At 46.3% G+C, this 26,549-nt stretch carries 30 protein-coding genes and 3 tRNA genes; 8 read left to right on the plus strand and 25 right to left on the minus strand.

Annotated features, from left to right (window positions below; genetic code table 11):
- Window positions 1-25 precede the first annotated feature (25 nt).
- From D8Y20_RS04090 to D8Y20_RS04185, 20 genes are all read right to left on the minus strand, one after another.
- Window positions 26-550 (minus strand): F0F1 ATP synthase subunit delta, encoded by a 525-nt coding sequence (locus tag D8Y20_RS04090; RefSeq protein WP_121541770.1) that lies wholly within the window; start codon window positions 548-550, stop codon window positions 26-28.
- Complete coding sequence (locus tag D8Y20_RS04095) at window positions 547-1,029, minus strand: F0F1 ATP synthase subunit B (RefSeq protein WP_121541771.1); 483 nt, start codon at window positions 1,027-1,029, stop codon at window positions 547-549. The genes D8Y20_RS04090 and D8Y20_RS04095 overlap by 4 nt, the downstream gene beginning before the upstream one ends.
- A 46-nt stretch (window positions 1,030-1,075) precedes the next feature.
- On the minus strand, window positions 1,076-1,330 hold the full coding sequence (gene atpE, locus D8Y20_RS04100) for a F0F1 ATP synthase subunit C (protein WP_121541772.1): 255 nt from the start codon (window positions 1,328-1,330) through the stop codon (window positions 1,076-1,078).
- A gap of 50 nt (window positions 1,331-1,380) precedes the next feature.
- Complete coding sequence (gene atpB, locus D8Y20_RS04105; protein ID WP_121541773.1) at window positions 1,381-2,205, minus strand: F0F1 ATP synthase subunit A; 825 nt, start codon at window positions 2,203-2,205, stop codon at window positions 1,381-1,383.
- Window positions 2,206-2,265: 60 nt separating this feature from the next.
- The gene (locus D8Y20_RS04110) at window positions 2,266-2,598 is read right to left on the minus strand and encodes an ATP synthase subunit I (RefSeq protein WP_121541801.1); all 333 of its coding nucleotides are present in this window, start codon (window positions 2,596-2,598) and stop codon (window positions 2,266-2,268) included.
- A gap of 206 nt (window positions 2,599-2,804) precedes the next feature.
- A complete protein-coding gene (locus D8Y20_RS04115) occupies window positions 2,805-4,268 on the minus strand; it encodes an NADH-quinone oxidoreductase subunit N (RefSeq protein WP_121541774.1) in 1,464 nt (487 codons plus the stop codon).
- Window positions 4,269-4,280: 12 nt separating this feature from the next.
- Complete coding sequence (locus D8Y20_RS04120; protein WP_121541775.1) at window positions 4,281-5,849, minus strand: NADH-quinone oxidoreductase subunit M; 1,569 nt, start codon at window positions 5,847-5,849, stop codon at window positions 4,281-4,283.
- 15 nt (window positions 5,850-5,864) lie between these two features.
- Window positions 5,865-7,859, minus strand: a complete 1,995-nt coding sequence (gene nuoL / locus D8Y20_RS04125; RefSeq protein ID WP_121541776.1) for an NADH-quinone oxidoreductase subunit L — start codon at window positions 7,857-7,859, stop codon at window positions 5,865-5,867.
- A gap of 11 nt (window positions 7,860-7,870) precedes the next feature.
- Window positions 7,871-8,176, minus strand: coding sequence for an NADH-quinone oxidoreductase subunit NuoK (gene nuoK / locus D8Y20_RS04130; RefSeq protein ID WP_121541777.1), 306 nt, complete (start codon window positions 8,174-8,176; stop codon window positions 7,871-7,873).
- A complete protein-coding gene (locus D8Y20_RS04135) occupies window positions 8,176-8,760 on the minus strand; it encodes an NADH-quinone oxidoreductase subunit J (RefSeq protein WP_121541778.1) in 585 nt (194 codons plus the stop codon). Before D8Y20_RS04135 ends, nuoK begins: the two co-directional genes overlap by 1 nt.
- Window positions 8,761-8,810: 50 nt before the next feature.
- Window positions 8,811-9,293 carry an NADH-quinone oxidoreductase subunit NuoI gene (nuoI, locus tag D8Y20_RS04140; protein ID WP_121541779.1) on the minus strand — a complete coding sequence of 161 codons (483 nt, stop codon included), beginning with the start codon at window positions 9,291-9,293 and terminating at the stop codon, window positions 8,811-8,813.
- Window positions 9,294-9,297: 4 nt separating this feature from the next.
- Window positions 9,298-10,359 (minus strand): NADH-quinone oxidoreductase subunit NuoH, encoded by a 1,062-nt coding sequence (gene nuoH / locus D8Y20_RS04145; RefSeq protein WP_121541780.1) that lies wholly within the window; start codon window positions 10,357-10,359, stop codon window positions 9,298-9,300.
- Window positions 10,360-10,426: 67 nt separating this feature from the next.
- A complete protein-coding gene (nuoG, locus tag D8Y20_RS04150; protein WP_121541781.1) occupies window positions 10,427-12,784 on the minus strand; it encodes an NADH-quinone oxidoreductase subunit NuoG in 2,358 nt (785 codons plus the stop codon).
- Window positions 12,784-14,061, minus strand: a complete 1,278-nt coding sequence (nuoF, locus tag D8Y20_RS04155) for an NADH-quinone oxidoreductase subunit NuoF (protein ID WP_121541782.1) — start codon at window positions 14,059-14,061, stop codon at window positions 12,784-12,786. The genes nuoG and nuoF overlap by 1 nt, the downstream gene beginning before the upstream one ends.
- Window positions 14,062-14,206: 145 nt before the next feature.
- The gene (gene nuoE / locus D8Y20_RS04160; RefSeq protein WP_121541783.1) at window positions 14,207-14,719 is read right to left on the minus strand and encodes an NAD(P)H-dependent oxidoreductase subunit E; all 513 of its coding nucleotides are present in this window, start codon (window positions 14,717-14,719) and stop codon (window positions 14,207-14,209) included.
- A complete protein-coding gene (locus D8Y20_RS04165; RefSeq protein ID WP_121541784.1) occupies window positions 14,716-15,894 on the minus strand; it encodes an NADH-quinone oxidoreductase subunit D in 1,179 nt (392 codons plus the stop codon). The genes nuoE and D8Y20_RS04165 overlap by 4 nt, the downstream gene beginning before the upstream one ends.
- Entirely contained in the window at window positions 15,887-16,501 is a 615-nt protein-coding gene (locus D8Y20_RS04170; protein ID WP_121541785.1) for an NADH-quinone oxidoreductase subunit C, read from the minus strand. The genes D8Y20_RS04165 and D8Y20_RS04170 overlap by 8 nt, the downstream gene beginning before the upstream one ends.
- A 6-nt stretch (window positions 16,502-16,507) precedes the next feature.
- Window positions 16,508-16,984: an NADH-quinone oxidoreductase subunit B family protein gene (locus tag D8Y20_RS04175; protein WP_121541786.1), complete on the minus strand. Its 477-nt coding sequence runs from the start codon at window positions 16,982-16,984 to the stop codon at window positions 16,508-16,510.
- Window positions 16,975-17,346 carry an NADH-quinone oxidoreductase subunit A gene (ndhC, locus tag D8Y20_RS04180; protein ID WP_121541787.1) on the minus strand — a complete coding sequence of 124 codons (372 nt, stop codon included), beginning with the start codon at window positions 17,344-17,346 and terminating at the stop codon, window positions 16,975-16,977. Before ndhC ends, D8Y20_RS04175 begins: the two co-directional genes overlap by 10 nt.
- A 241-nt stretch (window positions 17,347-17,587) precedes the next feature.
- A complete protein-coding gene (locus D8Y20_RS04185) occupies window positions 17,588-17,962 on the minus strand; it encodes a Rieske 2Fe-2S domain-containing protein (protein WP_121541788.1) in 375 nt (124 codons plus the stop codon).
- A 399-nt stretch (window positions 17,963-18,361) separates the two neighbouring features.
- Between D8Y20_RS04185 and D8Y20_RS04190 the strand changes: the two genes are divergently transcribed.
- Together D8Y20_RS04190 and D8Y20_RS04195 are read left to right on the plus strand one after the other, a co-directional pair.
- Window positions 18,362-18,709: a DUF190 domain-containing protein gene (locus D8Y20_RS04190; RefSeq protein WP_236075239.1), complete on the plus strand. Its 348-nt coding sequence runs from the start codon at window positions 18,362-18,364 to the stop codon at window positions 18,707-18,709.
- Complete coding sequence (locus tag D8Y20_RS04195) at window positions 18,696-19,385, plus strand: Crp/Fnr family transcriptional regulator (protein WP_236075240.1); 690 nt, start codon at window positions 18,696-18,698, stop codon at window positions 19,383-19,385. The genes D8Y20_RS04190 and D8Y20_RS04195 overlap by 14 nt, the downstream gene beginning before the upstream one ends.
- Before the next feature lie 18 nt (window positions 19,386-19,403).
- On the opposite strand, the gene D8Y20_RS04200 is transcribed toward D8Y20_RS04195, so the two are convergent.
- Both D8Y20_RS04200 and D8Y20_RS04205 read right to left on the minus strand, forming a co-directional pair.
- On the minus strand, window positions 19,404-20,249 hold the full coding sequence (locus D8Y20_RS04200; protein WP_121541789.1) for a radical SAM protein: 846 nt from the start codon (window positions 20,247-20,249) through the stop codon (window positions 19,404-19,406).
- The gene (locus D8Y20_RS04205; protein WP_147434014.1) at window positions 20,249-20,536 is read right to left on the minus strand and encodes a hypothetical protein; all 288 of its coding nucleotides are present in this window, start codon (window positions 20,534-20,536) and stop codon (window positions 20,249-20,251) included. Before D8Y20_RS04205 ends, D8Y20_RS04200 begins: the two co-directional genes overlap by 1 nt.
- Window positions 20,537-21,007: 471 nt before the next feature.
- On the opposite strand from D8Y20_RS04205, the gene D8Y20_RS04210 reads away from it, so the two are divergent.
- The 3 genes from D8Y20_RS04210 to D8Y20_RS04220 are packed head-to-tail and all read left to right on the plus strand — an operon-like array spanning window position 21,008 to window position 23,413.
- Window positions 21,008-21,487, plus strand: coding sequence for an ATP-dependent zinc protease (locus D8Y20_RS04210; protein ID WP_121541791.1), 480 nt, complete (start codon window positions 21,008-21,010; stop codon window positions 21,485-21,487).
- Window positions 21,459-22,364, plus strand: a complete 906-nt coding sequence (gene rimK, locus D8Y20_RS04215; protein WP_121541792.1) for a 30S ribosomal protein S6--L-glutamate ligase — start codon at window positions 21,459-21,461, stop codon at window positions 22,362-22,364. The genes D8Y20_RS04210 and rimK overlap by 29 nt, the downstream gene beginning before the upstream one ends.
- Window positions 22,361-23,413 (plus strand): succinylglutamate desuccinylase/aspartoacylase family protein, encoded by a 1,053-nt coding sequence (locus D8Y20_RS04220; RefSeq protein ID WP_121541793.1) that lies wholly within the window; start codon window positions 22,361-22,363, stop codon window positions 23,411-23,413. Before rimK ends, D8Y20_RS04220 begins: the two co-directional genes overlap by 4 nt.
- Before the next feature lie 174 nt (window positions 23,414-23,587).
- Here the strand turns inward: D8Y20_RS04220 and D8Y20_RS04225 are convergent.
- The 3 genes from D8Y20_RS04225 to D8Y20_RS04235 form a co-directional block, all read right to left on the minus strand.
- Window positions 23,588-23,663 (minus strand) — tRNA-Gly (locus tag D8Y20_RS04225).
- A gap of 45 nt (window positions 23,664-23,708) precedes the next feature.
- Window positions 23,709-23,783 (minus strand) — tRNA-Cys (locus D8Y20_RS04230).
- A 47-nt stretch (window positions 23,784-23,830) separates the two neighbouring features.
- Window positions 23,831-23,906: transfer RNA gene (locus D8Y20_RS04235), tRNA-Gly, on the minus strand.
- Between the two features lie 134 nt (window positions 23,907-24,040).
- Here D8Y20_RS04235 and D8Y20_RS04240 point away from each other — a divergent pair.
- From D8Y20_RS04240 to D8Y20_RS04250, 3 genes are read left to right on the plus strand one after another with little or no spacing between them, the layout of a single operon-like run.
- Window positions 24,041-25,408 (plus strand): PhoH family protein, encoded by a 1,368-nt coding sequence (locus D8Y20_RS04240; protein WP_236075242.1) that lies wholly within the window; start codon window positions 24,041-24,043, stop codon window positions 25,406-25,408.
- 35 nt (window positions 25,409-25,443) lie between these two features.
- Window positions 25,444-25,884, plus strand: a complete 441-nt coding sequence (locus tag D8Y20_RS04245) for a YcgN family cysteine cluster protein (RefSeq protein WP_121541794.1) — start codon at window positions 25,444-25,446, stop codon at window positions 25,882-25,884.
- Window positions 25,868-26,311 (plus strand): YchJ family protein, encoded by a 444-nt coding sequence (locus D8Y20_RS04250; protein WP_121541795.1) that lies wholly within the window; start codon window positions 25,868-25,870, stop codon window positions 26,309-26,311. The genes D8Y20_RS04245 and D8Y20_RS04250 overlap by 17 nt, the downstream gene beginning before the upstream one ends.
- The last annotated feature ends 238 nt before the right edge of the window (window positions 26,312-26,549 follow it).

Consider the following 26,549-nt stretch of genomic DNA (forward strand, 5'->3'; position numbering starts at 1 on the left):
TTTCCTCTAATACTCAGTCTGTTACTTAAGAAGCAAGAACGCGGTGTAAACCGGCCAACTTCGAACGCAACGAATAATCTATTTTACGGTCACCAATCCGGACAACCATGCCACCAAGGATAGCTTTATCCTGAGTTACGCTTACACGCACTTTTTTGCCTGTTGTATCTTCTAAAGCTTTGGTCAACTTATCTGCTATAGCTTTATTAAGCTTAGCAGCAACAGTGACTTCCGCATCAATTTCACTTTCAGCCAAACGAATCATCTCTTCAACGAGAGCTGAAATCTCAGGCAACAGAGAAAGCTTTTCACGCTCGGCCAGCACTGCCAGTAAGCGTTCAACTTCCGGTGCTATCTTTTCACCAACAGCGGTAACGACAACGTCCTGTTTCAGTGAAGCAGGGTATTCTGGTGAAGCGACCACTTCAGACACTTCATCCAGAGCAACTATAGTAGCTGCCTTAGCAAGGTCTTCCCGCAAATTGACACCTTCGCCAATCAATTCAAACAGGGCGACCGCGTAACGACGGGATATTTGTGTGGTACTCATGCGTTACCAAAACCCTTATTGACAATACCTTCTATCAACTTGGTATGGCGTGATGCATCAAGCTCTGCCTCTACAACCTGTTCAGCAGCAAGCATGGCAATATCAGCAACTTCGGCGCGCAGTGTCTGTCTGGCACGATTAAGTTCAGCGCCTACTTCTTCACGAGCAGAGTCAATAATTGCTTCAGCTTCAGTACGTGCTCTGGTGACTGATTCTTCACCTAGTTCTGCAGCACGCTTTTCAGCAGCAGCGATAATCTCTACAGCTTTTGCACGCGCCTCATTCAATTGCTCAGCAATTTCAGCTTGTGCTTTTGCAAAGGCTTCTTTACCAGCATCTGCAGCAGCCAAACCTTCAGCAATTTTGTTAGAACGCGCTTCCATCAATTCGGCCATTGGACCGTACAGGTACTTCCTCATCAGGAAAACCAATGTCAGGAAAACAACAATCTGACCAATAAATGTCAGGTCTAAACTCATATGACCTCCTCTTTAATCATTAATTCTTTCAGCAGTTCTTTTACAATCAGCCCAAGAACGGGTTAGCGAACAAGAACCACAGAGCGAATGCCATGATGATGAAAGGGAAAGACTCCATCAGACCAGCGAAGATAAACATGTTGAACATCAACTGAGGGCGCATTTCTGGCTGACGAGAAATACCTTCTAGTGCTTTTGAACAGATGAGGCCCCAACCGATTGCAGAACCCAGTCCTGCGGCAGCGAGAATAACACCAACCGAAATTGCAGTTGCAGCTGTAATAATAATATTTGCGTCCATTTTATGTACTCCTTTCCTTTATATTTTAATATAGTGCTTTGAAAAACTTATCAGTGTTCTACTGGTTGATGTGCTATGGATAGATACACCACCGTCAGAATCATGAAGATGAATGCCTGCAAGAGACCAATGAACAGATGGAACGCAGTCCAGGCAAGACCAACAAAGAAACCTGCCGCCATACCCACTGCACCACCACCCAATAGCAGGAATGCAATCAACAGGAAGATAACCTCACCGGCAAACATGTTACCGAACAGACGGAAGGAAAGACTCAACGGCTTAGCCACTTCCTCAACCACTTTCAAAATCAAGTTGATCGGCATAACAAACGGCTTAAGATAGATCGGAACTAAACTTGTAAAAGGCTCCATCACCAACTCTTTCATAAAATGAACCGGCTTGAGCTTGAACTCATAATAAAGCACCAACACAAATACCGAGACAGCCATTGCTGCTGGTAAATTAAGATCATTAGTAGGTACAGGACGGAAGTGCTCTACACCAAACAGGTGGGCCACATTACCAAGCAAGAAGGCTGGCAAAATATCGATCGTATTCACAAGTGCGATAAAAACAAATACAGTAAACGCAAGTGGTGCAATCAATGGATTATGTACAGGAAAGTTATCTTTAACTGTCTGATCAATAAACCCAACCACAGATTCCATGAAGTTCTGCGCGCCAGTCGGCACACCCTCAACCAAACGATTTTTCAACCACAAAGCAAAGATAAACAGCCCTGCAGCCACAATAATTGAAACCAACATTGTATCGAGATGGATTTGCATAAATGGATTGGACTCATCAATTTTCAGCGTCCAATATTGAAGATGTCCAGCAATGCCGCCTTCACCATGACTTGTTTCAGCCAAACCGGTCTCCCTTAAACTCTTTTTCAACGACCAGACTACCTCTGATCGAATTCATCTTTCTCAAATCGATTCTTTTCGCAAATCAATCAAGGCAATCATATAAACCAACACTTGCGCCACAAACATTCCAGCCGCAATCACCATGAGATGCAAGGCAATCAAATGACCCAATAACAAGCCTGCTATCAGAATCACGAAGCGCATTGCAGCTCCGGCATATATGGAACGCTGAATCGCTTCCACACTCAATTCACTAGCCTGATTCAGCCTGCGAGCCAGTAGCCACGCATTCATAATCATCAGCAACACACCATAAACAAAAGCAGCTGCAAATGCGGCATAACCTAACACTAGCAAAACCAAACAACCGAGGATTCCCGCCATAACCTGCATGCGAATAATTCGCGACAGTGCAGTTAAATTTTCCAGAGCTTTAACTCCCCAGTAAACTGATAAGATGCTGTACAACGAATGCTGTAAGCCCCCTACCCCTCAATTTTCGAAGCGGATTTTAGCGTCACCCCAGCCTCGTGACAAGTATATATTTTCTATTCACCATCTTTGCCAATCTTTTCTTGCATACAAATATTAAAACTTCTTTAAATTAATCCTACGACAGCCGCCTTACATGCATCCATCAAAGGATCCGGATATAGACCCAGCGCAACAATCGCAACGGCTGTAATAGCAACAGTGGCCTGCATTACACGACTCTCTGTAAATTCAAATGTCACACGTGCTTCGTCAAAGTAGATGTATTTAACCACGCGAATATAATAAAAGGCACCAACAGCTGAAAACAGCAGTGCGTACAGCACTAAATAAACATGACCTGCTTCGATCGCTGCAATAAATACTGCATATTTTGCCCAGAAACCGGCCAGGAATGGAATACCGCCCAATGAAAAGAGGAACAATCCCATAGCAAGTGCATAACCGGGGCGTACTTTTGAGAGGCCTGCAAAATCATCCAGCAGTTCTCCTTGAATACCTTCTCGGCGCATCAATATAATAATGGCGAATATACCAAGCGTCATCACCATATAGATGGACAGATAAACCAGGATACCAGCATAACCATCAGCGTTACCAGCAATCACACCCAGAACTACAAAGCCAACATGACCAACTGTTGAATAGGCCAGCATACGTTTGATATTGCGTTGCGCAATCGCAGCCAGATTACCTATAGCCATAGTCAATATCGCCATACCAGTCAGGATTGTCATATATTCAGTCTGCATCGCTGGAAGAGCATCAACCGCAACACGAACAATCACAACAAATCCAGCCACTTTAGGGGCAACAGACATAAACGCAGTGATTGGCGTTGGCGCACCTTCATAAGCATCCGGTGTCCACATGTGGAATGGCGCCATGGACACTTTAAAGGCAAGACCAGCCAGTAAAAACACCAAACCGAGTAACACAGCCGGATCAGAAGCATTGCCTGTCGCATGGAGTGCTGCACCAACGTCAGAATAATCGAAACTGCCACTTACTCCATACAGGAAGGTGATACCGTACAACAACATACCAGATGACAATGCACCAAGAATGAAATATTTCAGTGCCGCTTCGTTTGAGCGCAAGACTTCACGCTGGTAACCCACCAGCACATAAGTACATAGAGCCATAAGCTCCATACCAAGATAGAGAATAATGAAGTTGGTTGCTGAAATCATCAGCATCATGCCCAACATAGCAAACAACATCAGCACATAATATTCACCGACATGATTTTCATCCTTCATATAATCAATGGAGATGAGTATCGAGATTGCTGTTGCTGCAAAAAGGAGCAACTTGGAGAATGCAGCAAACGGATCAAACACGAAGAAACCGTAAAATGCTTCGATACTACCGACCGGATACAATTGAATGGTTGCAATAGCCGCGACAACAATCGTTATCACTGCCATATATGCAGTCCAAATTTTATTCTCTTTCGAGATAAACAGATCCACCAGCAGCAAGGTCATCGCCAGCACAGCTACAATCATTTCAGGCAGCAGCGTGATCAGATGATCAGGGAACGGGAAAGGGAATGTCACATTAGCCATGATTTACTTCCTTCAATGATGCGCTGCTTCGGCAGCAGGCATAGCCTGAAGCAGAGCCGCAGCGGCATCTAACTTAGATGTTGATACCTGATCAATCAGATGTGAAACGGATACGTGTAAGAGATCCAATACAGGAAGCGGATAAAATCCAATCCAGAGTGTCAGAATCATTAACGGTACAAAGTAGCCAAATTCACGGAAACTCATATCCTTCATGGTTTTAACACTGTCTTTCACCAGATCACCCATCACCACACGTTTATACATCCACAGCGTATAACAGGCCGATAAAATGACGCTGGTTGCAGCAGCCACTGCTATCCACATGGCGGAAACACCAAGATGAGCCGGAGCCGCCTCAAACGTACCAATCAACACCATGATTTCACCAACAAAGGCCGACGCGCCAGGCAGAGCAATGTTGGCCATACAGAAGAACAACATCACTGCGGCGAATACCGGCATCACATTGACAACACCACCATAATCCCCGATCTCTCGTGTATGCAATCTATCATACATCACCCCGACACAGAGGAAGAGTGCAGCGGCAACAAAACCGTGTGAGATCATACCAATCACCGCACCTTCAAGCGCGGCCTGGGTGAACATGAACGTACCCAGTGTTACAAACCCCATATGAGCGATCGATGAATACGCAATCAAGCGCTTCATATCTGTCTGCATCATTGCCACCAATGAGATGTAAACTATGGCGACAAGCGACAAGCCAACCATCAACGGAACAAAATATTGCGATGCATCAGGCAACATCGGCAGTGAGAAACGCAAGAAACCATACGCACCCATCTTCAACAGGATACCAGCCAGTATCACTGAACCCGCAGTCGGTGCTTCTGTATGTGCATCAGGCAACCATGTATGTACTGGCCACATCGGCACCTTCACTGCAAACGCAATAAAGAACGCAATCCAAATCCAGAACTGCCATGTGAAGTCAAACGGATAATCCATGAAAGCCAATAGACTGAATGTGTGACCAGCCTTGAAATACATCGCCAGCACAGCAATCAACATCAACAAAGAACCAGCCAGCGTGTACAGGAAGAACTTGATTGTAGCATAGACACGGTTCTTACCGCCCCAGATACCAATAATAAGATACATTGGAATCAGCATCGCTTCCCAGAAGAAATAGAACAGAATGGCATCAAGCGCACTAAATACACCAATCAGCGTTGTTTCCAACACAAGAAATGCAATCATATACTCTTTTACACGGCTCTGAATACATGACCAGGCAGAGATGATACAAATAACAGTTAACAGACTGGTTAGTACAATGAACGGCATGGAAATGCCATCAACACCCAGTTGATAGTTAACATTAAAAGCAGGTATCCAATGGTGGAACTCCTCAAACTGCATATGCGAAGTCGTCGAATCAAATTGCAGCACAAGAGGCAATGTCACTAAGAATGTCGCAACAGCAACAATCAAAGAGGCCCAGCGTACAGCGTTATCACCGCGTACAAATAACCAGATAATTAACGCACCCAAGGTTGGCAAAAAGATGCTCAGCGACAGGATCGGAAAGTCCAGAACGTTATGTAGCTCCATCGTCGTTCTCTCCCCTTAACCGTTTAGCAACAGATAGGTAAGGAATCCGAAGACACCTATAACCATCGCAAATGCATAATGAAATACCATACCAGTTTGCAACGCACGCATGCGCGCTGCACCGTCTTTAATCGAATCCACAATACCACGGTGAATGACACCCTTATCAATCATCGCAAGATCTCCGGATTTCCATAAGAAATTACCCAGACAACGAACCGGAGCAACGACATATTTATCGTAGAACTCATCCCAGTACCATTTATTCAGCAAGAATGTATAAACCGGCCCTGCTGCTTTAGCGAATTTGGCAGGCATGGCTGATTCACGGAAATACATCACATAAGCCAGACTAATGCCACCAACGGCCAACCAGAACGGCATACCCAACAGGAAGTGGAACATGCCATGTTCACCGTGCTCAGCCAACTCCATCAACGGGTTATGGGCATCCAATACAAACAGACTGGTACCGAAGAAGCCTTTAGCAATCTCAGGGTTAGCAATATCTAGGTACATCACACCCCACATACCCGAGAACACAGCGCCGAGAGCCAACACAATCAACGGAATCGTAATCACTTTTGGTGATTCGTGCAGATGCGCCTTGGTTTCCGGTTCTACACGATCTGAGTTATGGAAAGTCAGGAAGAACATGCGGAAGGTATAGAAGGCAGTCATAAACACACCGGTCAACAATGCGAAGCTCGCAAATGAACCCACCCAACCATATTCGGTAAACTCACGCATCATGGTTGCTTCGATAATGAGATCCTTGGAGAAGAAACCTGCAAATGGCGGAATTCCGGAAAGCGCCAGAGCAGCCAGTAACATTGTAATATAGGTAATCGGCATATATTTACGCAGCTGACCCATTTTACGAATATCTTGTTGCGCCAGAACAGCATGAATCACAGAACCGGCAGCCAAAAACAGCAGCGCTTTAAAATACGCATGCGTCATCAGATGAAAGATGCCGGCTGAATACGCAGATACACCACAGGCAACAAACATGTAACCCAATTGCGAACAGGTTGAATAAGCAATGACCCGTTTGATATCATTCTGTACAAGGCCAATCGTTGCACACATCCAAGCAGTGACCGCTCCTACCACCACTACCGTAGCCAGAGCCACTTCTGAAAACTCAAACATTGGAGAGAGGCGAGCCACCATGAATACACCGGCAGTTACCATGGTTGCAGCATGAATCAGTGCGGAGATAGGTGTTGGACCTTCCATGGAATCAGGCAACCAGACATGTAGAGGTACCTGGCCGGATTTACCCATTGCTCCAATAAACAGTGCCAGACAGATAAATGTAATGGCTGAAAACTCCCAGCCCATAAAGCTGAGTGAAGCATGTTGCGCAAACAGTTCAGGCACCTTGGCAAAGACTACTGAATATTCCACGCTGCCAAAGAAATACCACACACCTAACACACCGACGAGAAAGCCGAAATCACCAATACGATTCACAATAAAGGCCTTCAATGCTGCATAGTTGGCCGACTCACGCTTGTACCAGAAACCAATCAACAGATATGAGAACAGTCCCACTGCTTCCCAGCCGAAGAACAGCGTGAAAAAGTTATTACCCATAACCAGCACCAGCATGGAGAAGGTAAAGGCTGAAATATATGAAAAGAAACGTGAATACCCCGGATCTCCATGCATATAACCAATGGTATAAATATGCACACATGCTGAAACGATCGTCACTGTGATCATCATAATGACGGTCAAGCGGTCAATCATCATACCTACAGGTACGACAAAATCACCAGCCAGCATCCAGGTCCAGAAATTGCCTTCAAATGAGGCCCCGGCCAATACCTGCGTGAAGATATGAATCGATAACAGCGCTGATAAAATCACTGATCCTGATGTTATTATATGTGACAGTTTCTCTTTTAAAGCCCAACCGAACAGACCAACCAGTAATGCCGCCAATAGCGGTAAAGCAGGTATCGCGAGTAGTTCAGTAGTATTCAATGCCGTTACTTCCACTTTACTCCCCCTTAACCCTGCAACGTGTTGATGTCTTCAATTTCAATCGAACGACGTAGTCGATAGAAGCTCACCAGAATCGCCAAACCGATTGCCACTTCACATGCAGCTACAGTTAACACGAAAAATACAAAAATCTGCCCCGATATGTCGTTCAAGAAGTGTGAAAAAGCCACCAGATTAATATTCACAGCCAACAACATTAATTCGATACACATCAAAATTGCGATCACGTTTTTACGGTTTAGAAACAAGCCTATCACGCCGAGAGAGAACAACGCTGCGGCTACAATGAGATATTCAGATAATCCGACCATTACATACTCACCTTGCGCACACGATCTTCTCTGCGCACATTAACCTGCTTCGATATATTCTGATATTTCGCATCTTTACGACCACGAATCGTTAATACAATCGCGCCGACCAATGCTACCAACAAAATAATCGCAGCAATTTCAAATCCCAATAGATACTTCGTATAAAGAATCTGTCCGATTTCCTTGGTGTTATTCACATCCATCGCCAGATGCTCTGCAGTGGCTTTCGCACCCTCAGTAAACACCCCTGTCGTTGAAGCTGCGACAAATTCAATCATCAGGATAACAGCAATCATGCCACCCAACGGTAAATACTGAAGAAAGTTATCGCGCATCTTGGATACATTGACTTCCAACATCATGATGGCAAACATGAACAGTACCATCACTGCCCCGACATAAATCAATATCAGAATAATGCCCAGAAACTCAGCATCCAGCAGAAAGAACAGGCCGGCCGCATTAAAGAAACAAAAAATCAGGAACATGACTGCATGCATGGTATTGCGAGACAACACCACACCAAGGCCAGCAAATATCGACAACCCGGCAAACAGATTAAAAAATGCGGTTTCGAGCATTACGCCTCCCTAACGACTATAGAGCTTGTTGTTTTCATATCAGCCCCTGATCAACTGTAACGTGCATCGGCAGCAAGATTCGCAGCGATCTGTTTTTCATAACGATCTCCCACAGCCAATAACATTTTTTTATCATAATACAGTTCAGCACGCGTCTCAGTCGCATACTCAAATTCTTGCGTTTCCACAATAGCATCAACCGGACACGCTTCCTGACAGAATCCGCAATAGATACATTTACTGAAATCGATGTCATAACGTGTCGTACGTCGAGATCCATCATCACGCTCTTCAGATTCAATTGTAATGGCCAAGGCAGGACAAACCACTTCACACAACTTACAGGCAATACAACGCTCTTCGCCGGATTCATAACGACGTAGTGCATGCAGGCCACGAAAGCGCGGTGATAGCGGTGTTTTTTCTTCCGGATATTCAACCGTAATCTTCTTTTTGAACATGTATCGACCTGTCACAGACAGACCAATCAACAGCTCCCAAAGAAACCACGTTTTAAATGCACGCTTCAGCATATCGTTACCTCCACGCTAGCCAGAAATCGATAATGCCGTCCAGACCAGGTGTGTAAATAAACATACCAACGACAAAGATCCAACCCAATGTCCAAGGCAGGAATATTTTCCAACCCAGACGCATCATCTGGTCATAACGATAACGCGGGAATGTTGCACGGAACCAGATAAATACAAAGATCAGGAACGCAGTCTTACCCAACAACCAGACGGTGCCCGGAATAATATCCAGAGCCGGAATCGGTGCATACCAACCACCCAGAAACAGAATGGATGTCAGCAAGCTGATCATAATCATGGCACCATATTCAGCCAGGGAGAATGTTGCGAACCACATACCTGAATACTCAGTATAATAACCTGAAACCAGCTCTTCCGTTTCAGTCAGGTCGAATGGTGTACGGCCGGTTTCAGCACATCCGGAGATAAAGAACACGATCAACATCGGAAACAGTGGAATCATGTACCAGTGAAGAATACCGCCAGCCTGAGCATGTACGATGTCACTCAGGTTCAGAGAACCAGCCAGCATCATCACCGTTACCAGACCAAACCCCATAGATATTTCATATGAAATCATCTGACAAGTAGAACGAATCGAACCCATAATTGGATATTTGGAGTTGGATGCCCAACCAGCCATTAATACACCGTAAACAGATAAGGATGAAATCGCCATCACATAAAGCAGACCAACATTCAGGTTCGAAATCGCCATAATATGTGGTGTTTCCCACACACCAAACAACGATGTTTCACCAAACGGCACGACAGCAAAAGCCACCAGAGCTGGCATCAGAGACAATAAAGGCGCTCCAATAAACAACATTTTATTCGCTCGAGCCGGAATAATTGTCTCTTTCAACACCAGTTTCAGTCCATCTGCCAAAGGCTGCAATAGACCAGCAGGACCTACACGGTTACAGCCCTTACGTACCTGAATCCAGCCGATAATACGACGTTCGAAGTAGGTAATGTAAGCAACAGACAGTGCAATAGGTACTGCAATAGCAAGAATTTCCAGCGCCCAGATACCACCCTGAATCGCCATATCAAGACCACTCATACAGCACCTCCATGTGCTGTCCCTTGCAGGCGTGCTAAAGCACGTTCAACAACTATCATGTATAGTGTCATACAGCCCCTCCTGAAATCGAAGCTTCAGTCACATCAGACAGATCACCCGCGACACCACGTTTGGAAACAAACAATACTCCCGGACTGACATCTTCTCGAACAGCGATTTGATACAGCGATTCACCGAGGAAAGAGCTTACTTTGTTCTCACCCTCAGACAATCCATTAGCAATCAATGTGTCAGGATGCACAATCACATCACCCAAGGCATGAATCTTGCCAGCTTCTGTCAACGCTTCAGATGCTCTTACCCACGCACCTTCACGGTACATTGAATAACGACTCACAACGTCCAGGTTAAATTTACTTTTTTGGGCGCGCGGATAGGTAACCAAGCCTTTGTTGCGAGCCGGAGCAACCATAACAGCATCACGATCAGCACCAACGCAAACGTCTGCCAATATAGGAACACTTTGACACGCTAATGCTCGCAGCTCTTCCAAATTCACTGCAGGCACTTCACCACCCATGACCTGAATCATGCGCATCATCACTTTCCATAGCGGACGCTCCTGACCAAGTGACTTAATCGGATTTGTTGCAACGCGAACACGACCTTCCATATTCACAAACGTACCTTCAATTTCTGCATAGGAAGCTGCAGGCAATTGCACTGCCGCGTACTTACTAACCTGCCCTGACACCGCCGCAACCTGAATCAAAGGCACTTTCTCCAGAGCCGCCTTGGCAGCCGCTGGAAACAAGCCATCACCAAGCGGATCACTACCAACCAGAATCAATGCATCCAACTCACCCGCCGAAGCTGAAGCGAATAGATCACCAGCACTAACACGCACATCACCGTAAATTGTACTGAGCACCTGCGTATTCATGCCTTCCGGTATCAAATTGCGACCATCATTGTCTTTTTCAGCATGGCCACATGCACGCATCAACAGATCGAGACCATTGATCAAGGCCGCCGCATCATCATGCGAACGAATTTCTTCACCTACCAACAGAGCACAGCTATCCGCCATCAACGCGTCAGCCAGAATTTTACCGGCTTCATGGCGGTCAGCTACAGCAGCAATCCACGCATCAAAACCGGCAGCTGTTTTACCCAGAGCGCTGACCTGTTCCATAGCAAAAGCAATGACAGCCGGCCAGTCACGGGGGCGAATCAATGCATCATTGGTAACATCCATATTGGTGCGGTAATTCATCGCACCGATTCTTGAGACCGGCTTGCCAGCCAGACCGCGCTTACGCAAACGCTGCATCAACAATGGCAGGCGCTGCCTAAGGTCAGAACCCAGCACTACTACCTGATCGCTATCAGCAATCTGAGCAGTAGTCATAGAGAAACCTTCTTCGAAGGCAAATGGACGCATATCACGACGGTGTAGATCATACGCAACGTGTGCATCAGGAAATAGCGCATCACGCATCAGACGAATAGATGCCTGACCTTCCACACTCCAATCAGGAGAAAACAGAATGCCAACACGTTTACCTTTCAATAATTCAGATGTTTTTGTAAACGCATCATCCCAGTCAACACTAACCAACGCACCATTTTCACGTACTTTTGGTGCCAGGATGCGATGTTCAGAGCGGAAAGCATCATAAACATAACGGCCGCGGTCACAAATCCATGGCTCAGGACTATTTTCAACCGGTTGAATACGCATCACTTCATCATCACGTGATTCAATTTGAATATCGCAGCCATTTGGACACTGCGTACATGTACTCTGATGACGGGTCATTTCCCATGGACGCGATACATCATGGGAAGGCTTATCCAGCAAGGCTCCAACCGGACAAATATCCGGCAGGTTGCCAGACAATTCAGATTCCAAAGCCTCTTCAACAATACCTGCAATGGTCATATGATCAGAACGATTCAACACACCGATATCGCCAGTGCCGGCCACTTCATCGGCAAAACGAACACAGCGCGTGCAATGAATGCAGCGTGTCATGCAAGTATTTACAAACGGACCCAACTCATAATTCACTACAGCTCGTTTAGGTTCACTATAACGACCTTTCGATGCGCCATGCTCTACCGTATAATCCTGTAATTTACAGCTGCCGCCCTGATCACAGACCGGGCAGTCCAATGGATGATGAATAAGCAGATACTCCATCATCATCTCACGGTCTTTTTCAAGGCCGGGTGTCTGAGTAACCACCTTCATACCTTCGCCAACTGGTGTACAGCATGATGCAGCAGGCTTAGGCCAGCCTTCCACTTCCACCAGACACATACGGCAATTGGCCGCTACGGAGAGTTCAGGGTGATAACAGAAATAAGGTACATCAACACCGTTTTCACGGCATGCCTCTAAAATACTAGTTCCCGCCGCGACTTCGACTTCCTGATCGTTGATAAATAAAGAGGTCATTACGCATTCTCTCCCAAACAAGCTTGTACATCTTCAGGAAAATGTTTAAGTAATGACAACACCGGCGCCGCTGCACCTTCAGCCAACGCACAAATAGTGCGTCCTGCCATATGCGTTGCAGCATCACCCAATACGATTACATCTTCTTGCGTTCCCTGACCATTTTCAACACGTGTAATCACACGTTCCAGCCAACCAGTACCTTCACGACATGGTGTGCACTGACCACATGATTCATGCGCATAGAAATGCGTCAAACGACGTGTAAACGCCACCAAGTCAGCCGTTTCATCCATCACAATAATGGCTCCTGACCCCAGAAACGAACCCGCTTTCATCAAATCATCATAGGTAAGCGGAGTATCATAATGTTCGCCCAGTAACCATGGTGTAGAAGAGCCACCCGGAATAATAACTTTTGGCACTGTTCCATGCTGAAGACCACCACAATAGTCTTCAATCAATGTTTTCAGTGATGTGCCCATCGGTACTTCATAATTGCCCGGCTTATTCACATGACCTGACACTGAGAAAATCTTGCAACCCGCATTGTTGGGAATACCAATAGCCGCATGCCAGGCACCGCCAAGTTCCAGAATCGCAGGTACTGTCGCCAGTGTTTCCACATTATTCACAACGGTTGGACAGCCATAAAAGCCTTCAATAGCAGGGAACGGTGGTTTAAAGCGCGGGCGACCCGGCTTGCCTTCCAATGATTCAATCAAGGCTGTCTCTTCACCACATACATAAGCGCCAGCGCCACGATGCACAGTAAGATTCATACTATAATCACTGCCAAGGATATTTTCGCCCAGTAGATTGGCCGCATAAGCTTCTTTAATGGCTGCATTCATGACATTCACTTCATGCACAAATTCACCACGCACATAGATATAAGCATCTTTCACATCGAGCGCAAAACCAGCCATGATCATGCCTTCAATCAGCAGATGTGGATCAAAGCGCATAATATCCCGGTCTTTGAATGTACCAGGTTCACCTTCATCTGCATTGCATAACAGATATGTTGGCTTACCGGTGTTTCGCGGCACAAATGACCATTTCAGACCAGTTGGGAAACCTGCCCCGCCACGTCCACGCAATCCGGATGTTTTCATTTCATCAATAATTTTACTTGGACTGAACTCTTTGAGTACAGTAGATAGAAATGTATATGCACCGTGTTTCTGTGCCACGGCCAGCGTATTCATATCCGGCACATTGATGTTATCGAAACAAATCTGTTTCACCTGTTTAGGATCAGAGGAAATGGTCATGCCGCACCTCCATGTGCGTCACACTGCGTGCATGCTAAAGCGCGTGTGATTTTGCTATCCTGCAAAATCATCATGCCAGACAGCTCATGTGCGTCACACTGCGTGCGCGCTAAAGCGCGTGTGGTTTTGCTATCCTGCAAAAGCATCATGCCGCACCTCCATCACGAACTCTTGTAATCAATGCATCCATATCAGCAGCCGTAACTTTTTCGTGATATGTGTTATTCACCTGCACAACAGGTGCCCCAGCACATGCTCCCGCACACTCCACTTCCGCAATGGTAAACAAACCATCTGCAGTGGTTTCACCCTGTTTAATACCCAAGGTTTCGCACATATGTGCAACCAGTTCATCAGCACCATTAAGCATACAGCCTGCATTGGTACAGACTTCCAAAAGATATTTACCGGTAGGCTGCTCTTTAAACATCGTATAAAAAGTCACCACTTCACGCACTTTCATCAAACGAAGGCCCAGCACTTCAGCAATCATCTTTTGTGCATCCATGGAAATATAACCAAAATCTTCCTGCGCCATATATAATACAGGCATCAAGGCCGACTGCGCTCCGGGATAACGCTTCACCAGCTCCGCAATTTCGCTCAGGCGCTCATCACTGAAGCGGACTTCTTGAGAACTAACCGCATCCGTACTCATCGGTCAACCTCCCCAAATACAATATCCTGCGTACCAAGAATTGCCACAACATCAGCAACCATGTGGCCACGAATCATATAATCCAGCGCTTCAATATGGGCAAAACCAGGCGCTCGCACCTTCATACGGTACGGCTTATTGGACCCATCAGAAACTATATACACCGCAAACTCGCCCTTTGGATGTTCCACCGCTTGATACACTTCACCTTTCGGGACATGAAAACCTTCCTGAAAATATTTGAAGTGATGAATCAACGCTTCCATATCCGCCTTCATATCAGCGCGACGCGGGTTGGTCAGCTTCAGGTCATCAACCTTTACAGGTCCGGGATTCTTTTCCAGCCACTCAATGCACTGGCGAATAATGCGATTTGACTCGCGCATCTCTTCCACACGCACCAGATAACGGTCATAACAGTCACCTGTGACCCCGACAGGAATATCAAAGTCCATTTTGTCGTACACATCATACGGCTGTTTTTTGCGCAGATCCCACTCAATACCGGAACCGCGAATCATCGGACCGGTAAAACCCCAATCCAGCGCAGCTTTTTCGTCCACAATGGCAATATCCACATTGCGCTGTTTCCAGATACGATTTTCAGTTAACAGCGTTTCATACTCATCGACATAGGTTGGAAAGCGTTCGGTAAAACCCTTGATTTTATCCAACAATCCATCCGGTAGATCTTTTGATACGCCACCTGGACGGAAATAGGCAGCATGCATACGCGCACCACTGACTTCCTCGTAATAATCAAAAATATCTTCACGCTCTCGGAAACAATACAAGAAAACGGTCATAGCACCAATATCCAGCGCCACCGCGCCCAACCACATAGTATGGTTAAGAATTCGTGTTAATTCAGCATACATCACACGAATATACTGCGCCCGTTCAGGCGCTTCGATGCCCAATAACTTCTCAACACCCAAGGCATAAGCATGCTCATTAGCCATCATCGAGACATAATCAAAGCGGTCAAAATATGGAACATTTTGCAGATAAGTTTTGTATTCAAATAGTTTTTCGGTACCGCGATGCAGTAGTCCGATATGCGGGTCAGCCTTTTCAACCACCTCACCGTCCAGCTCAAGCACCAAACGCAACACACCATGTGCAGCAGGATGCTGGGGACCAAAATTCAGCGTATAATTCTTAATTTCAGCCACGGTCAACTCCCGGCCATGTACGATCTACCAACACGCGCTCTTGCACTTCATTGGGTCGATACACGCAGCGCCACTGCGCTTCATCAAAGAACATTTCAACACGACCTGTAACAGGAAAATCTTTACGCAACGGATGCCCTTCAAAGCCATAATCGGTAAGCAAACGACGCAAATCAGGATGATGGTTAAAGATAATACCATACATATCGAATGCTTCACGCTCGAACCAGTTGGCTGTGGACCATACTTCAGTCACTGAATCAACCAATTCGCGCTCATTCACACCCACTTTCAAACGCAGACGTTCATTTTTTGATACTGAAAGCAGATGATAGACAACTTCAAAACGTGGTGCATCTGCCGGCCAGCCCGGCATCTCAGAGAGATCGACACCGCAAATATCCATCACTTGTTCAAATGCATGTTCATTTTTCAAATAATGACACGCCTCTGCAATCGCATCCCGATGCAGCAGCACCACCTGACAGTCCAGCCCTTCACTTGCATCCAGCACCAGATCACCAAACTTATCTCGCAAACCCGCAACCACAGAAGAAACTTCCGCCGATGCACTTGTACCAATGTCGTCCTGCAATTTCTCTGTCATCATTACCTACCGAGCAATCGTATTGGTGCGCTTGATTTTTTCCTGCAACTGAATAAAGCCATAAAGCAATGCTTCTGCGGTCGGAGGACAACCCGGCACATATATATCTACTGGTACAATACGGTCACAGCCACGCGTCACCGAATATGAATAATGGTAATAACCACCGCCATTGGCGCATGAACCCATCGAGATCACCCAGCGAGGCTCAGACATCTGATCATAGACCTTGCGCAGTGCCGGAGCCATCTTGTTACACAACGTACCAGCTACCACCATCACATCAGCCTGACGTGGAGATGGGCGGAACACGACACCGAAACGATCCAGATCATAACGCGAAGCACCGGCATGCATCATCTCAACCGCACAACATGCCAAACCAAAGGTCATCGGCCATAATGAACCAGCACGCGCACCGTTGATCAGCTTATCTGCTGTAGTGGTAATAAAACCTTTTTCAAGAACGCCTTCTATTCCCATTGCAAGGCCCCCTTCTTCCAAGCGTAAACATATCCAACCAACAGGATCACAAGAAACATCACCATTTCAACGAAGCCAAACAGGCCGATCTGATCCAGCACGACAGCCCATGGAAACAGAAACGCGCTTTCAAGGTCGAAAATAACAAACAATATTGCTAATAAATAGAACCGAACATCAATTTGCAGCCTGGCATCTTCAAACGCTTCAAAACCACATTCGTAGGCAGAAAGTTTCTCTGCATTCGGCTTCTGCTCTGCAATAAGAAAGGTTAGCGCAAGAGGAGCAGCACCCATTGCAAGTGCAATGAGTATAAAAATAAAGATTGGTGCATATTGATTGGCGAGATACTCCGCGCCCATGAATCCCCTCCCTGAAGCCCAAAACTACCCTTTTTTCGTGCGGGTGCTTGCTACCACCGACATCCATATCGGTCAAGTTTCTCAACACTCTACAGCGTTAAAAAGCCGCACTAAAAATATGGTATTCAAGACTCCCTTATGCCCGCATCCTAAGCATTTTTGTTGAAAAAAACCAAGCTTTACAATTGATAACTTTCTTAAAAGCCAACATCGCGGCAGCAGACCACCTATCACGACTTCATTACAAATGAACACGCAATGGAACCGCCACCCCTTCTTCCAACACCTGAATAGATAAAGAGTACAAACCCCGAGGACAGGGTCCAGCCAGACACTCACCCGACAAAGGCTGAAATAGCGCGTGATGTGTATGACAAACCAAAGACTCACCATCATCACTAAAAAACTGCCCTGGAACCCAGTCCAGCGGAGAGCCTGCATGCGGGCAATGATTGCGCCAGGCTCGCAACTCACCTTGAAAACAGAGCAAAAAACCTTGCTCTACCAGCTCCACTTCTGCCCCATCAGATAGAGACATTGTCGCCTGCAGATCAAAACAGACCGCATCTCCCTCTGCTGGCCGCTCCACCACCTGCCAATTTCCATCATCATTCATGCCCTCACTCCAGCAGTGATCGCCATACAATTCAAGCACGCCGATAGAAGCCAGGGCAGAACAATCGCATTAAAAAAGCTTCCCTCTTATTTTTCACCACACAGGCACAAAAACACAGAGGAAATTCAAAGGCAACATAGGGCTTCACGATACCGTTTCGCAAAGTAAACGCGGTCAAAACTTCATCATGCGCCTTCTCACACAAGCCTTCCTCTGTACCTTTGTGCCCCTGTGGTGAATGCTTTTTTCTATTCACTGCCTGACCTACTTGAAACAAAAGAATATTTTCATACGATTACCCTGAAGCGTCCAAAAGTCCGACACTTGTCAGCTGATCAATCTGCATACATACTACTTGCACTATCTTGAATCACACCACGCAAAGGAGCCATCATACCCATGACAGAAGCAAGCTGTCTGCGCATTTATCTGCATGAATCCAGTAAAATTGATGGCCAACCAGCCATGGAAAGCATTCTTAAACTCTGCCACGACGCCGGACTCAGAGGCGTCTCCGTATTGCGCGGCATAGAAGGCATAGGACAAAACGGCATACACTCCACCTCATTTTTAGCGCTATCCAATGATCTACCACTTATGATTGAAGCCATCGACACAACCGAGCGTGTAGAAAAAGCACTAACACAGATGCAAGCGCACCTTGGCGGCTGCACTGTAGCCACATGGCCTGTTTCAATCAGACTTGGCTGCATCGACACCAATGGAGCAACGCATGGCAATGATTGATACGCTCAGAAAAGTTCCACTTTTTACAGAGCTTGATGACGACGAACTGGGAGCGGTAGCCGCACTTGCATCCAGTATTGAGGTTCCAAAAAAGAGCATCGTAGTACAAGAATTCGAACCCGGAAACTCACTGTATATTATATTATCCGGTGAAGTAAAAGTCTCCACCTACTCCATGGATGGCCGCGAAGTTGTTTTAGCCCTGCTCGGTAAAGCTTCTTTTTTTGGCGAAATGTCTCTGCTTGATGAAGAGCCACGCTCAGCCAATGTCACTACCATGGGAGATTGTAAATTCGCCAATATTCGCAGGAGTGATCTGGTCCCTCTACTGCTCGATCAACCTAGAATTTCATTAAAACTACTCACAGAAACAGCAGCTCGACTACGCAAAACCAGTGGCATGCTCAAACGCGTCAGCAGCATGGATGTGCCGCATCGCCTTTACACCTATCTGGTCGATCACTGCCACCGGTTTAGCCAGCAAGATACGGATGGCTGGTGCGACACCGTATTGCCCACCCATCAGCTATTGGCAGATCAACTTTCAACCAGCCGTGAAACCATTTCACGCGCTATCAGCCAACTTAAAAGGGATGACATCCTCAGACAAGGCGAAGGTCGTGGCAGAATGCGAATTAATGTAGAAGTACTCGAAGATTTGCTAGCTGACTTTTAAACTACACAAAGGATCAGATCATACAGATAGTTTCACTTCAAGGCCGGCTTGTCGGATTCTGTCAGCCATCGCCTGCATCCATTCATGATCAAGCGTGGAGAGATACATAGCTTCTTCCTGCAAAGAAGGGCGCGCCAGACCATACAGTAACACCCCGCAAATCGGCACGCCATCACGCAGTAGTGTTTTCAGAAAATCGATATATGCGACCACCTCGGATTCACAAGGCACCTCTCCCTGCCAGTTAAACATACAGGTCTGAATCCACACAGGGCAAACCGCCGCCACCGAATCAAGCTGCCGCCGCAAACGATCCACGCCCAGAGCAATACCATTAATACGCTGGATACCGGCATCGGTAACACTATCCACCTTCACCCACGCTTCACCTTGATGCTGCGCCATCAAAGCTAAGCCACCCTGAACATGCGCTTTGTGGACATAAGAAGCGTTGGTGATCAATCGCAATGGCACATCAAGTCCAAACGCATTCATTACTTCAACAATGATTTGCACCACAACATCAAACTGCTTGCAACTGGTGGGCTCCCCGTTTCCGGAAATAGCCACATCGCATAGCGTCCGACACTCTTCCGGCACGCGATCTCGCATAAAATCACCCAAAATAATGTCAGACAGCAAGCGTTTCAACTCAGCGCGCAAGAGAGATAAATCAATATCAGGGGCGACTCCACGCTGCAAGTCAGGCACCTGACAATAGGCACAATGCCAGTTACAGGCATTGTTCGGATTAAGGTTGATACCAACAGAGACACCGCCAGCGCGCCGGGAAATTACCGGGTACACATACAGCATTCCAACAGCATCACGATCATGATTTTTACTGTTCAGACGATTATTCATCAAGCATATAAATTAAGCAACTGTCCATTAAGTTCCGGCAATGCCGGCCCCGAAGCACCACGACGTGAATAGGTGGCTGGCGACTCTTGGGCTGGCTGCGCATCACCCCGATAGTGAATCTGGGTGTTATTTCGCAAGGATTTATTGCGCGCCGTTGATGTGACTTCAACGACTCTCTCCGCCTCAATAATCGGACGCACAGGCCGCTCACCCTGCATTAGCGGCGGCACAGGCATCGCTACAGGGTTGCTATCAACACGCAACATCAATCCAAGGGTAACAGACATAAGTCAAAGATTATAAATGCACGGCGCACATTGTTCAACTTTGGTCACAAAATCGAACCCGGCACCGCTACAGAGAAACAGCAGCAGCACTGATCAACGCCCAATAGAATGTGTTGCCTTCGGAGCACCAGTAATTTTCACACCCACGCCTTCGCTCAAAAAACAATCACCCGAACTAGAGTCCAGAAGAATAAAAGCGGAACAGTTTAAACAGAACACTGCAAACGGCAGCTTCCGGCCAAAAGGGACATGCAATGTTCAGGTTGTTGTAATAAAAACTGTGTTACTTGGAAGGTAAAACATGCCTAGTAAAGTGGTGCTTGTTCAGCCCTAGAATGAACTAACAACTTTAAGCCCATACTTAGAAATAAATAATATTGCTAGATGTTTTATATAAGGATTAGAGTCCTAACTTCTAAGAATCACAAACAGGCAATAATTACTAAGTCATAGGCTTACGGCAGGATATTTATGGGTAATAATTTAATTAAAGTCGGATGGCGCGAATGGGTAAGCTTACCTGATTTGGGTATCGCTACGATAAAAGCAAAATTAGACAGTGGTGCAAGAACATCATGCATCCATGCTTTTTACGTCGAAGACTTCAAAAAAGATGGAGCAGATTGGGTTCGATTTGGAGTTCACCCAAAACAAAATGACACCGCGAGTGAATTGGTGTGTGAAGCACAAGTGATTGACCGTCGGCAGGTTCGGGATTCTGGCGGCCATTGTGAGATGAGACCTGTTATTTTAACTACATTGAGCATTGGAAATACTACCTTTGATTGTGAATTCACACTTACCAACCGTGATTCTATGAAATTCCGTATGTTGTTAGGGCGCAAAGCGATGAATGGACGAATGATGATTGATACCTCAAAATCATACGAGCAAGGCAGAGCAAACCAAGAAAGAGGTAAAAATGAAAATTGCAATACTATCAAGAAATAAGAAACTATACTCCACTCGTCGCTTGGTTGAAGCCGCAGAGAGTCGCGGCCATGAAGTAATCGTACTAGATCACCTTCGCTGCTATATGAATATTACTTCCATGAGACCTTCAATAAGGTACAAAGGTGAAAAACAAGAAGGTTTTGATGCTGTGATTCCTCGAATTGGCGCATCGGTCACCTTTTATGGTACAGCCGTACTTCGCCAGTTTGAAATGATGGGCGTGTACCCACTTAATGAATCTGTCGCCATTTCACGTTCACGCGACAAATTACGTTCTGTACAATTGTTGGCGCGTAAAGGTATTGGTCTTCCTGTGACTGGTTTTGCACGCAGCCCTGATGATATTGATGACCTTCTTACTTCAGTAGGCGGCAACAAATTTGTTATTAAGTTGCTTGAAGGCACCCAAGGCATTGGTGTTGTTCTAGCTGAAAACCATAAAGCAGCTGAAAGCGTAATCGAGGCATTCCTCGGCTTAAAGGCAAACATACTGGTTCAAGAGTTTATTGAAGAAGCCGGAGGAGCTGATATCCGTTGCTTGGTGGTGGATGGAAAGGTTGTTGCTGCGATGAAGCGACAAGGTAAAGAGGGAGAGTTTCGCTCGAACCTACATCGCGGCGGATCAGCAAATATTGTAAAAATCACCCCTGAGGAGCGCTCAACTGCGGTAAGGGCAGCAAGAATTATGGGGTTAAATGTTGCGGGGGTAGATTTACTGCGCTCCAACCACGGCCCTGTGGTTATGGAAGTAAACTCATCCCCTGGATTAGAAGGCATTGAAACAGCCACGGGGAAGGATGTAGCCGGCATGATTATTCAATGCATCGAAAAGCATGCCCCCGCGGGTAAAACTAGAACGGTAGGCAAAGGTTGATGGATAATTTAGTTATTGGTGGAGAAGTAATTTCTCGTGGTGAAAACCGCATTATTGATTTACAGCTTCCTCCATTAACTACACATACCGCTTTATCAATGCCTATCCATGTAATCCGCGGCAGGAAGCCTGGACCAAGACTATTGGTTTGCGCTGCGATTCACGGTGATGAAATTAATGGTATTGAAATCATTCGCCGCATACTGGGTCGCAAGTCATGGTCTGGCATGCAAGGTGATTTAATTGCGATTCCGATTGTGAACATGTATGGGTTTATTCATCAAACACGGTATTTACCTGACAGAAGAGATTTAAATCGCTGCTTCCCTGGAACGGAAAAAGGGTCGATGGCTGGACGTTTGGCTCATATTTTTTTAAATGAAGTTGTTGCTAAATGTACGCATGGGATTGACTTACACACTGCAGCTATTCACAGGGATAACTTACCCCAGGTTAGAGCATGTTTAGATGACCCGGAAACCACACGTATCGCCCATGCTTTTCCAGTGCCTGTATTGCTGGATGCCTCACTGCGCCCTGGCACCATTCGCGAAGCAGCAGGACAAAAGGATATACCTTGGTTGGTATATGAGGCTGGAGAAGCTTTAAGGTTTGATGAAGTTGCTATTCGTGCTGGTAAACGCGGTATTCTTCAGGTGATGCGTGAGTTAGGCATGCTTAAGAAACGCAAGCCTAAAAAAGTGTATGAGCCACAAGTTGCAAGTAAATCGTATTGGGTAAGAGCTTCAAAAAGTGGTATTTTCAGAAGTTTATTACCCATGGGGGCGCATGTAGCCAAGGGTGATTTGCTGGGCGTTATTGATGACCCATATGGCGGCAATGAAGATCATATGTATGCACCTACTTCAGGTATTATTATTGGAAAAACGAACTTGCCGCTGGTATATGAAGGAGATGCGATAACGCACATCGCAAGATTTAAATCTTTGGATGATGCCGCTGATTCAGTTGAGATATTTCATAGTGAGTTTGATGCTGATGATAATATCGCCTTTGAAGAAAAGATTGATGATTCTCCCATATTGTAAAATGCATACTGATATCGAACGTATCATATAAGCAGAATTCAAAAGCCGTGTTGCTGTAATATATTCATATAATTCTAAAATATAAGCGCCTGCTTTTGACCGAAATCAGCTACTCAAAGCCAACAACGTACAATCCATGCAAAAAAGAAAAAGGGCCGCTAGGGCCCTTTAATTTGGAGCGGGTAACCGGGCTCGAACCGGTGACCTCGACCTTGGCAAGGTCGCGCTCTACCAACTGAGCTATACCCGCGAATCATGACGCCGAACGTCAAATGTAAACAAACTATGCAATGGTTGGAGGCAGGGGCGAGAATCGAACTCGCGAATAAAGGATTTGCAGTCCTCCGCCGTACCACTGAGCCACCCTGCCGTACTTAACCATATGCAAAAAAAAGGGGCCACTAGGACCCCTTAATCTGGAGCGGGTAACCGGGCTCGAACCGGTGACCTCGACCTTGGCAAGGTCGCGCTCTACCAACTGAGCTATACCCGCGAATCGGGGCGAATCATGGCGTGCAGTTTTTTTCTGTCAAGCCTTAAAATATATTTTTTTAGATGCTAAACATATGGCTTATGGCATTATATGCAGTGAGCCAATAAAGACATCTCCAAAGGGGAAAAACCATCGTGAATAATGACATGCCACGTAAGATTTATATCCTTGATACCAACGTTCTCATCCATGACCCCAATGCTCTGCAGCGTTTTGATGAACACGATGTAGTGCTACCCATTGTGGTACTCGAAGAGATGGATCATGTAAAAAAAGGGCTTGATGAGCTGGCCCGCAATGTGCGCGAAGTATCCCGCCAGCTCGATGAATTAAGTCAGGAGTGTGGCGATCTCTCTAAGGGCTGCCCTCTACCCGGCGGCGGCCACCTGTTTTTTGAAATGAGCAATCATGCATTCGACCTGTTACCGGATTCTTTAAGCAAAGGCAGTGCTGACAATCGCATCATTGCCGTTGCCATGTCAGCCCAAAACGATAGCCCTGAACGGCAAGTTATTCTTGTGTCCAAAGATATCAACCTGCGCATCAAAGCACGTGCTTTGGGATTAAAGACGGAAGACTATCGTTCTGATCAGGTTGTAAGCGACCTCTCCGTACTACCGAGTGGCAAGGTGCGCCTTGACCTTGAAACATGGGAAATCATGGCTGAAAACCTTGAGGTATTGGAAAACAACCACGGTAATCATTTTGTGGTCACCTGGCCTGATGATATGGCCTTACCATTCAAAAACTCCTTCGTCATTTTACCCGGCGATCGTGAAATTGCCATGCGTTGCAATGAGATAAATATCGACGAGCGCCGTGTCCACCTGTTGGATATTTTATCGCATCGAACCGAAAGACACGCAGTGTGGGGAATTCAGGCCCGTAATCTTGAACAGAACATGGCCATGAATTTACTAATGGATGCAGACCTTGATCTGGTTTCCATGATGGGCTTGGCAGGCTCCGGTAAAACACTATTGGCTTTGGCTGCCGGCCTGCATCAAACACTGGATATGGGGCTGTATGAAAAGATATTGGTAACCCGTGCGACTGTACCCATGGGGCAGGATATCGGTTTTTTACCCGGCACCGAACGTGAAAAACTAGAGCCATGGATGGGAGCCATTACCGACAACCTTTCCATTCTGCTGGGCGATGAAGCACAAAATATTGCCGATATTCTGGGCCAAAACCGCATTGAAATTGCCGCCCTCTCTTATGCCCGTGGCCGCACTTTCACCAAAACATGGTTAATCGTTGATGAGGCCCAGAACCTGACCCCCCATCAGATGAAAACCATTGTCACCCGCATGGGTGAGGACTCAAAATTGATCATTCTTGGCAACAATGCTCAAATTGACACACCTTATTTAACCGCCCACACCAACGGCCTGACACAAGCAGTATCTGCTTTTGCTGACTGGGAATTCGCCGGCCACATCGCCTTAAAAGCCAGTGAACGATCCCGACTAGCTGCCAAAGCTGTTGAAGTACTATAACGCATGCACGTCAAAACATTTTAAGCGAGCTCTTCATGTTCTGGAAAGAAAAAACACTGTCGGATATGTCCGATGACGAATGGGAATCACTCTGTGATGGCTGCGGTCACTGCTGCGTATGGAAATTTGAAGACGAAGATTCAAGTGAAATTCTCTATACCGATATTCGCTGCAAACTCTTCAATGATAACACATGCCAATGCACCGATTATAAACAACGCAGCGCACTGGTGCCTGAATGTATGAATATTCGCACATTCAACGATCAGCAATTCAACTGGCTCCCTACCACCTGTGCTTATCGATTACTGCATGAAGGCAAGCCTCTTTTTCCATGGCATCACCTGATATGCCACGATAAAGACGCCGTGCATCAAGCAGAAATATCGTTACAAAACAAAACCGTATGTGGTGAGCAGTTCACGGAAGAAGATATCATTCACCACATCATTGACCCCGATGAAAACAGTCAATGAACGCGCGCCCTGCCCTTGTGGCAGCGGCAACAGCTTTACCAAATGCTGTAAAGCCATTATTGATAACGACAGTGCAAGCAGCCCGGAAACACTCATGCGCTCACGCTATTCAGCTTATGTATTAGGCTGTTGGGACTACTTGCACACAAGCTGGCACCCGGACACCCGCCCATCGTCGGTATCTCCAACCTCCACCGATTGGCTGGGGCTGAGCATTGTCAAAAGTAGCAGTGACTGCGTCGAATTTATTGCTGGTTTTAAAGAAGGTTCAAAAATTATGCTGCTGCATGAAAGCAGCCGCTTCCAACAAGTAGGTGGTCACTGGCGCTATCTGGATGGCAAGTGCGAAATCTCAGAAGCAGGACGAAACACACCCTGCCCCTGCAATAGCGGCCTGAAAACCAAACGCTGCTGTGGGAAAAGTTAAACAATACACAATACCGTATATTTTCTAATCTTCTGAACTTCTCCACTTACAAAAACAGATTCATCACGGAAGCTCGGAAATACTGATTTGGGCATACGAGGGAAAAGAAACTGTGGCGTGATGGATAGGCGAATAAAGAAAAGCTTAGCCACGAATTCCACGAATTAGAAATCTATGATCATTGCCTTACAAGGTGAATGCGCTGGCGCAGAGAAGGTACCCTGGGGTACAAGGTGAA

The organism is Mariprofundus sp. EBB-1, from assembly GCF_003665155.1.
Lineage (GTDB): Bacteria > Pseudomonadota > Zetaproteobacteria > Mariprofundales > Mariprofundaceae > Mariprofundus.

Excerpts from the sequence above, each read along its gene's own strand:
- nuoH (WP_121541780.1), bottom strand. The coding sequence starts at position 10,359 with ATGAGTGGTCTTGATATGGCGATTCAGGGTGGTATCTGGGCGCTGGAA.
- D8Y20_RS04195 (WP_236075240.1), top strand. The coding sequence starts at position 18,696 with ATGGCAATGATTGATACGCTCAGAAAAGTTCCACTTTTTACAGAGCTT.
- D8Y20_RS04200 (WP_121541789.1), bottom strand. The coding sequence starts at position 20,249 with ATGAATAATCGTCTGAACAGTAAAAATCATGATCGTGATGCTGTTGGA.
- D8Y20_RS04185 (WP_121541788.1), bottom strand. The coding sequence starts at position 17,962 with ATGAATGATGATGGAAATTGGCAGGTGGTGGAGCGGCCAGCAGAGGGA.
- D8Y20_RS04135 (WP_121541778.1), bottom strand. The coding sequence starts at position 8,760 with ATGCTCGAAACCGCATTTTTTAATCTGTTTGCCGGGTTGTCGATATTT.
- D8Y20_RS04110 (WP_121541801.1), bottom strand. The coding sequence starts at position 2,598 with ATGCAGGTTATGGCGGGAATCCTCGGTTGTTTGGTTTTGCTAGTGTTA.
- rimK (WP_121541792.1), top strand. The coding sequence starts at position 21,459 with ATGAAAATTGCAATACTATCAAGAAATAAGAAACTATACTCCACTCGT.
- D8Y20_RS04120 (WP_121541775.1), bottom strand. The coding sequence starts at position 5,849 with ATGGAGCTACATAACGTTCTGGACTTTCCGATCCTGTCGCTGAGCATC.
- D8Y20_RS04205 (WP_147434014.1), bottom strand. The coding sequence starts at position 20,536 with ATGTCTGTTACCCTTGGATTGATGTTGCGTGTTGATAGCAACCCTGTA.
- nuoE (WP_121541783.1), bottom strand. The coding sequence starts at position 14,719 with ATGAGTACGGATGCGGTTAGTTCTCAAGAAGTCCGCTTCAGTGATGAG.
- D8Y20_RS04245 (WP_121541794.1), top strand. The coding sequence starts at position 25,444 with ATGTTCTGGAAAGAAAAAACACTGTCGGATATGTCCGATGACGAATGG.
- D8Y20_RS04115 (WP_121541774.1), bottom strand. The coding sequence starts at position 4,268 with ATGGCTAATGTGACATTCCCTTTCCCGTTCCCTGATCATCTGATCACG.
- D8Y20_RS04250 (WP_121541795.1), top strand. The coding sequence starts at position 25,868 with ATGAAAACAGTCAATGAACGCGCGCCCTGCCCTTGTGGCAGCGGCAAC.
- nuoG (WP_121541781.1), bottom strand. The coding sequence starts at position 12,784 with ATGACCTCTTTATTTATCAACGATCAGGAAGTCGAAGTCGCGGCGGGA.
- nuoK (WP_121541777.1), bottom strand. The coding sequence starts at position 8,176 with ATGGTCGGATTATCTGAATATCTCATTGTAGCCGCAGCGTTGTTCTCT.
- D8Y20_RS04175 (WP_121541786.1), bottom strand. The coding sequence starts at position 16,984 with ATGGGAATAGAAGGCGTTCTTGAAAAAGGTTTTATTACCACTACAGCA.
- D8Y20_RS04090 (WP_121541770.1), bottom strand. The coding sequence starts at position 550 with ATGAGTACCACACAAATATCCCGTCGTTACGCGGTCGCCCTGTTTGAA.
- atpE (WP_121541772.1), bottom strand. The coding sequence starts at position 1,330 with ATGGACGCAAATATTATTATTACAGCTGCAACTGCAATTTCGGTTGGT.
- D8Y20_RS04170 (WP_121541785.1), bottom strand. The coding sequence starts at position 16,501 with ATGACAGAGAAATTGCAGGACGACATTGGTACAAGTGCATCGGCGGAA.
- nuoI (WP_121541779.1), bottom strand. The coding sequence starts at position 9,293 with ATGCTGAAGCGTGCATTTAAAACGTGGTTTCTTTGGGAGCTGTTGATT.
- nuoF (WP_121541782.1), bottom strand. The coding sequence starts at position 14,061 with ATGACCATTTCCTCTGATCCTAAACAGGTGAAACAGATTTGTTTCGAT.
- ndhC (WP_121541787.1), bottom strand. The coding sequence starts at position 17,346 with ATGGGCGCGGAGTATCTCGCCAATCAATATGCACCAATCTTTATTTTT.
- D8Y20_RS04210 (WP_121541791.1), top strand. The coding sequence starts at position 21,008 with ATGGGTAATAATTTAATTAAAGTCGGATGGCGCGAATGGGTAAGCTTA.
- D8Y20_RS04095 (WP_121541771.1), bottom strand. The coding sequence starts at position 1,029 with ATGAGTTTAGACCTGACATTTATTGGTCAGATTGTTGTTTTCCTGACA.
- D8Y20_RS04190 (WP_236075239.1), top strand. The coding sequence starts at position 18,362 with ATGACAGAAGCAAGCTGTCTGCGCATTTATCTGCATGAATCCAGTAAA.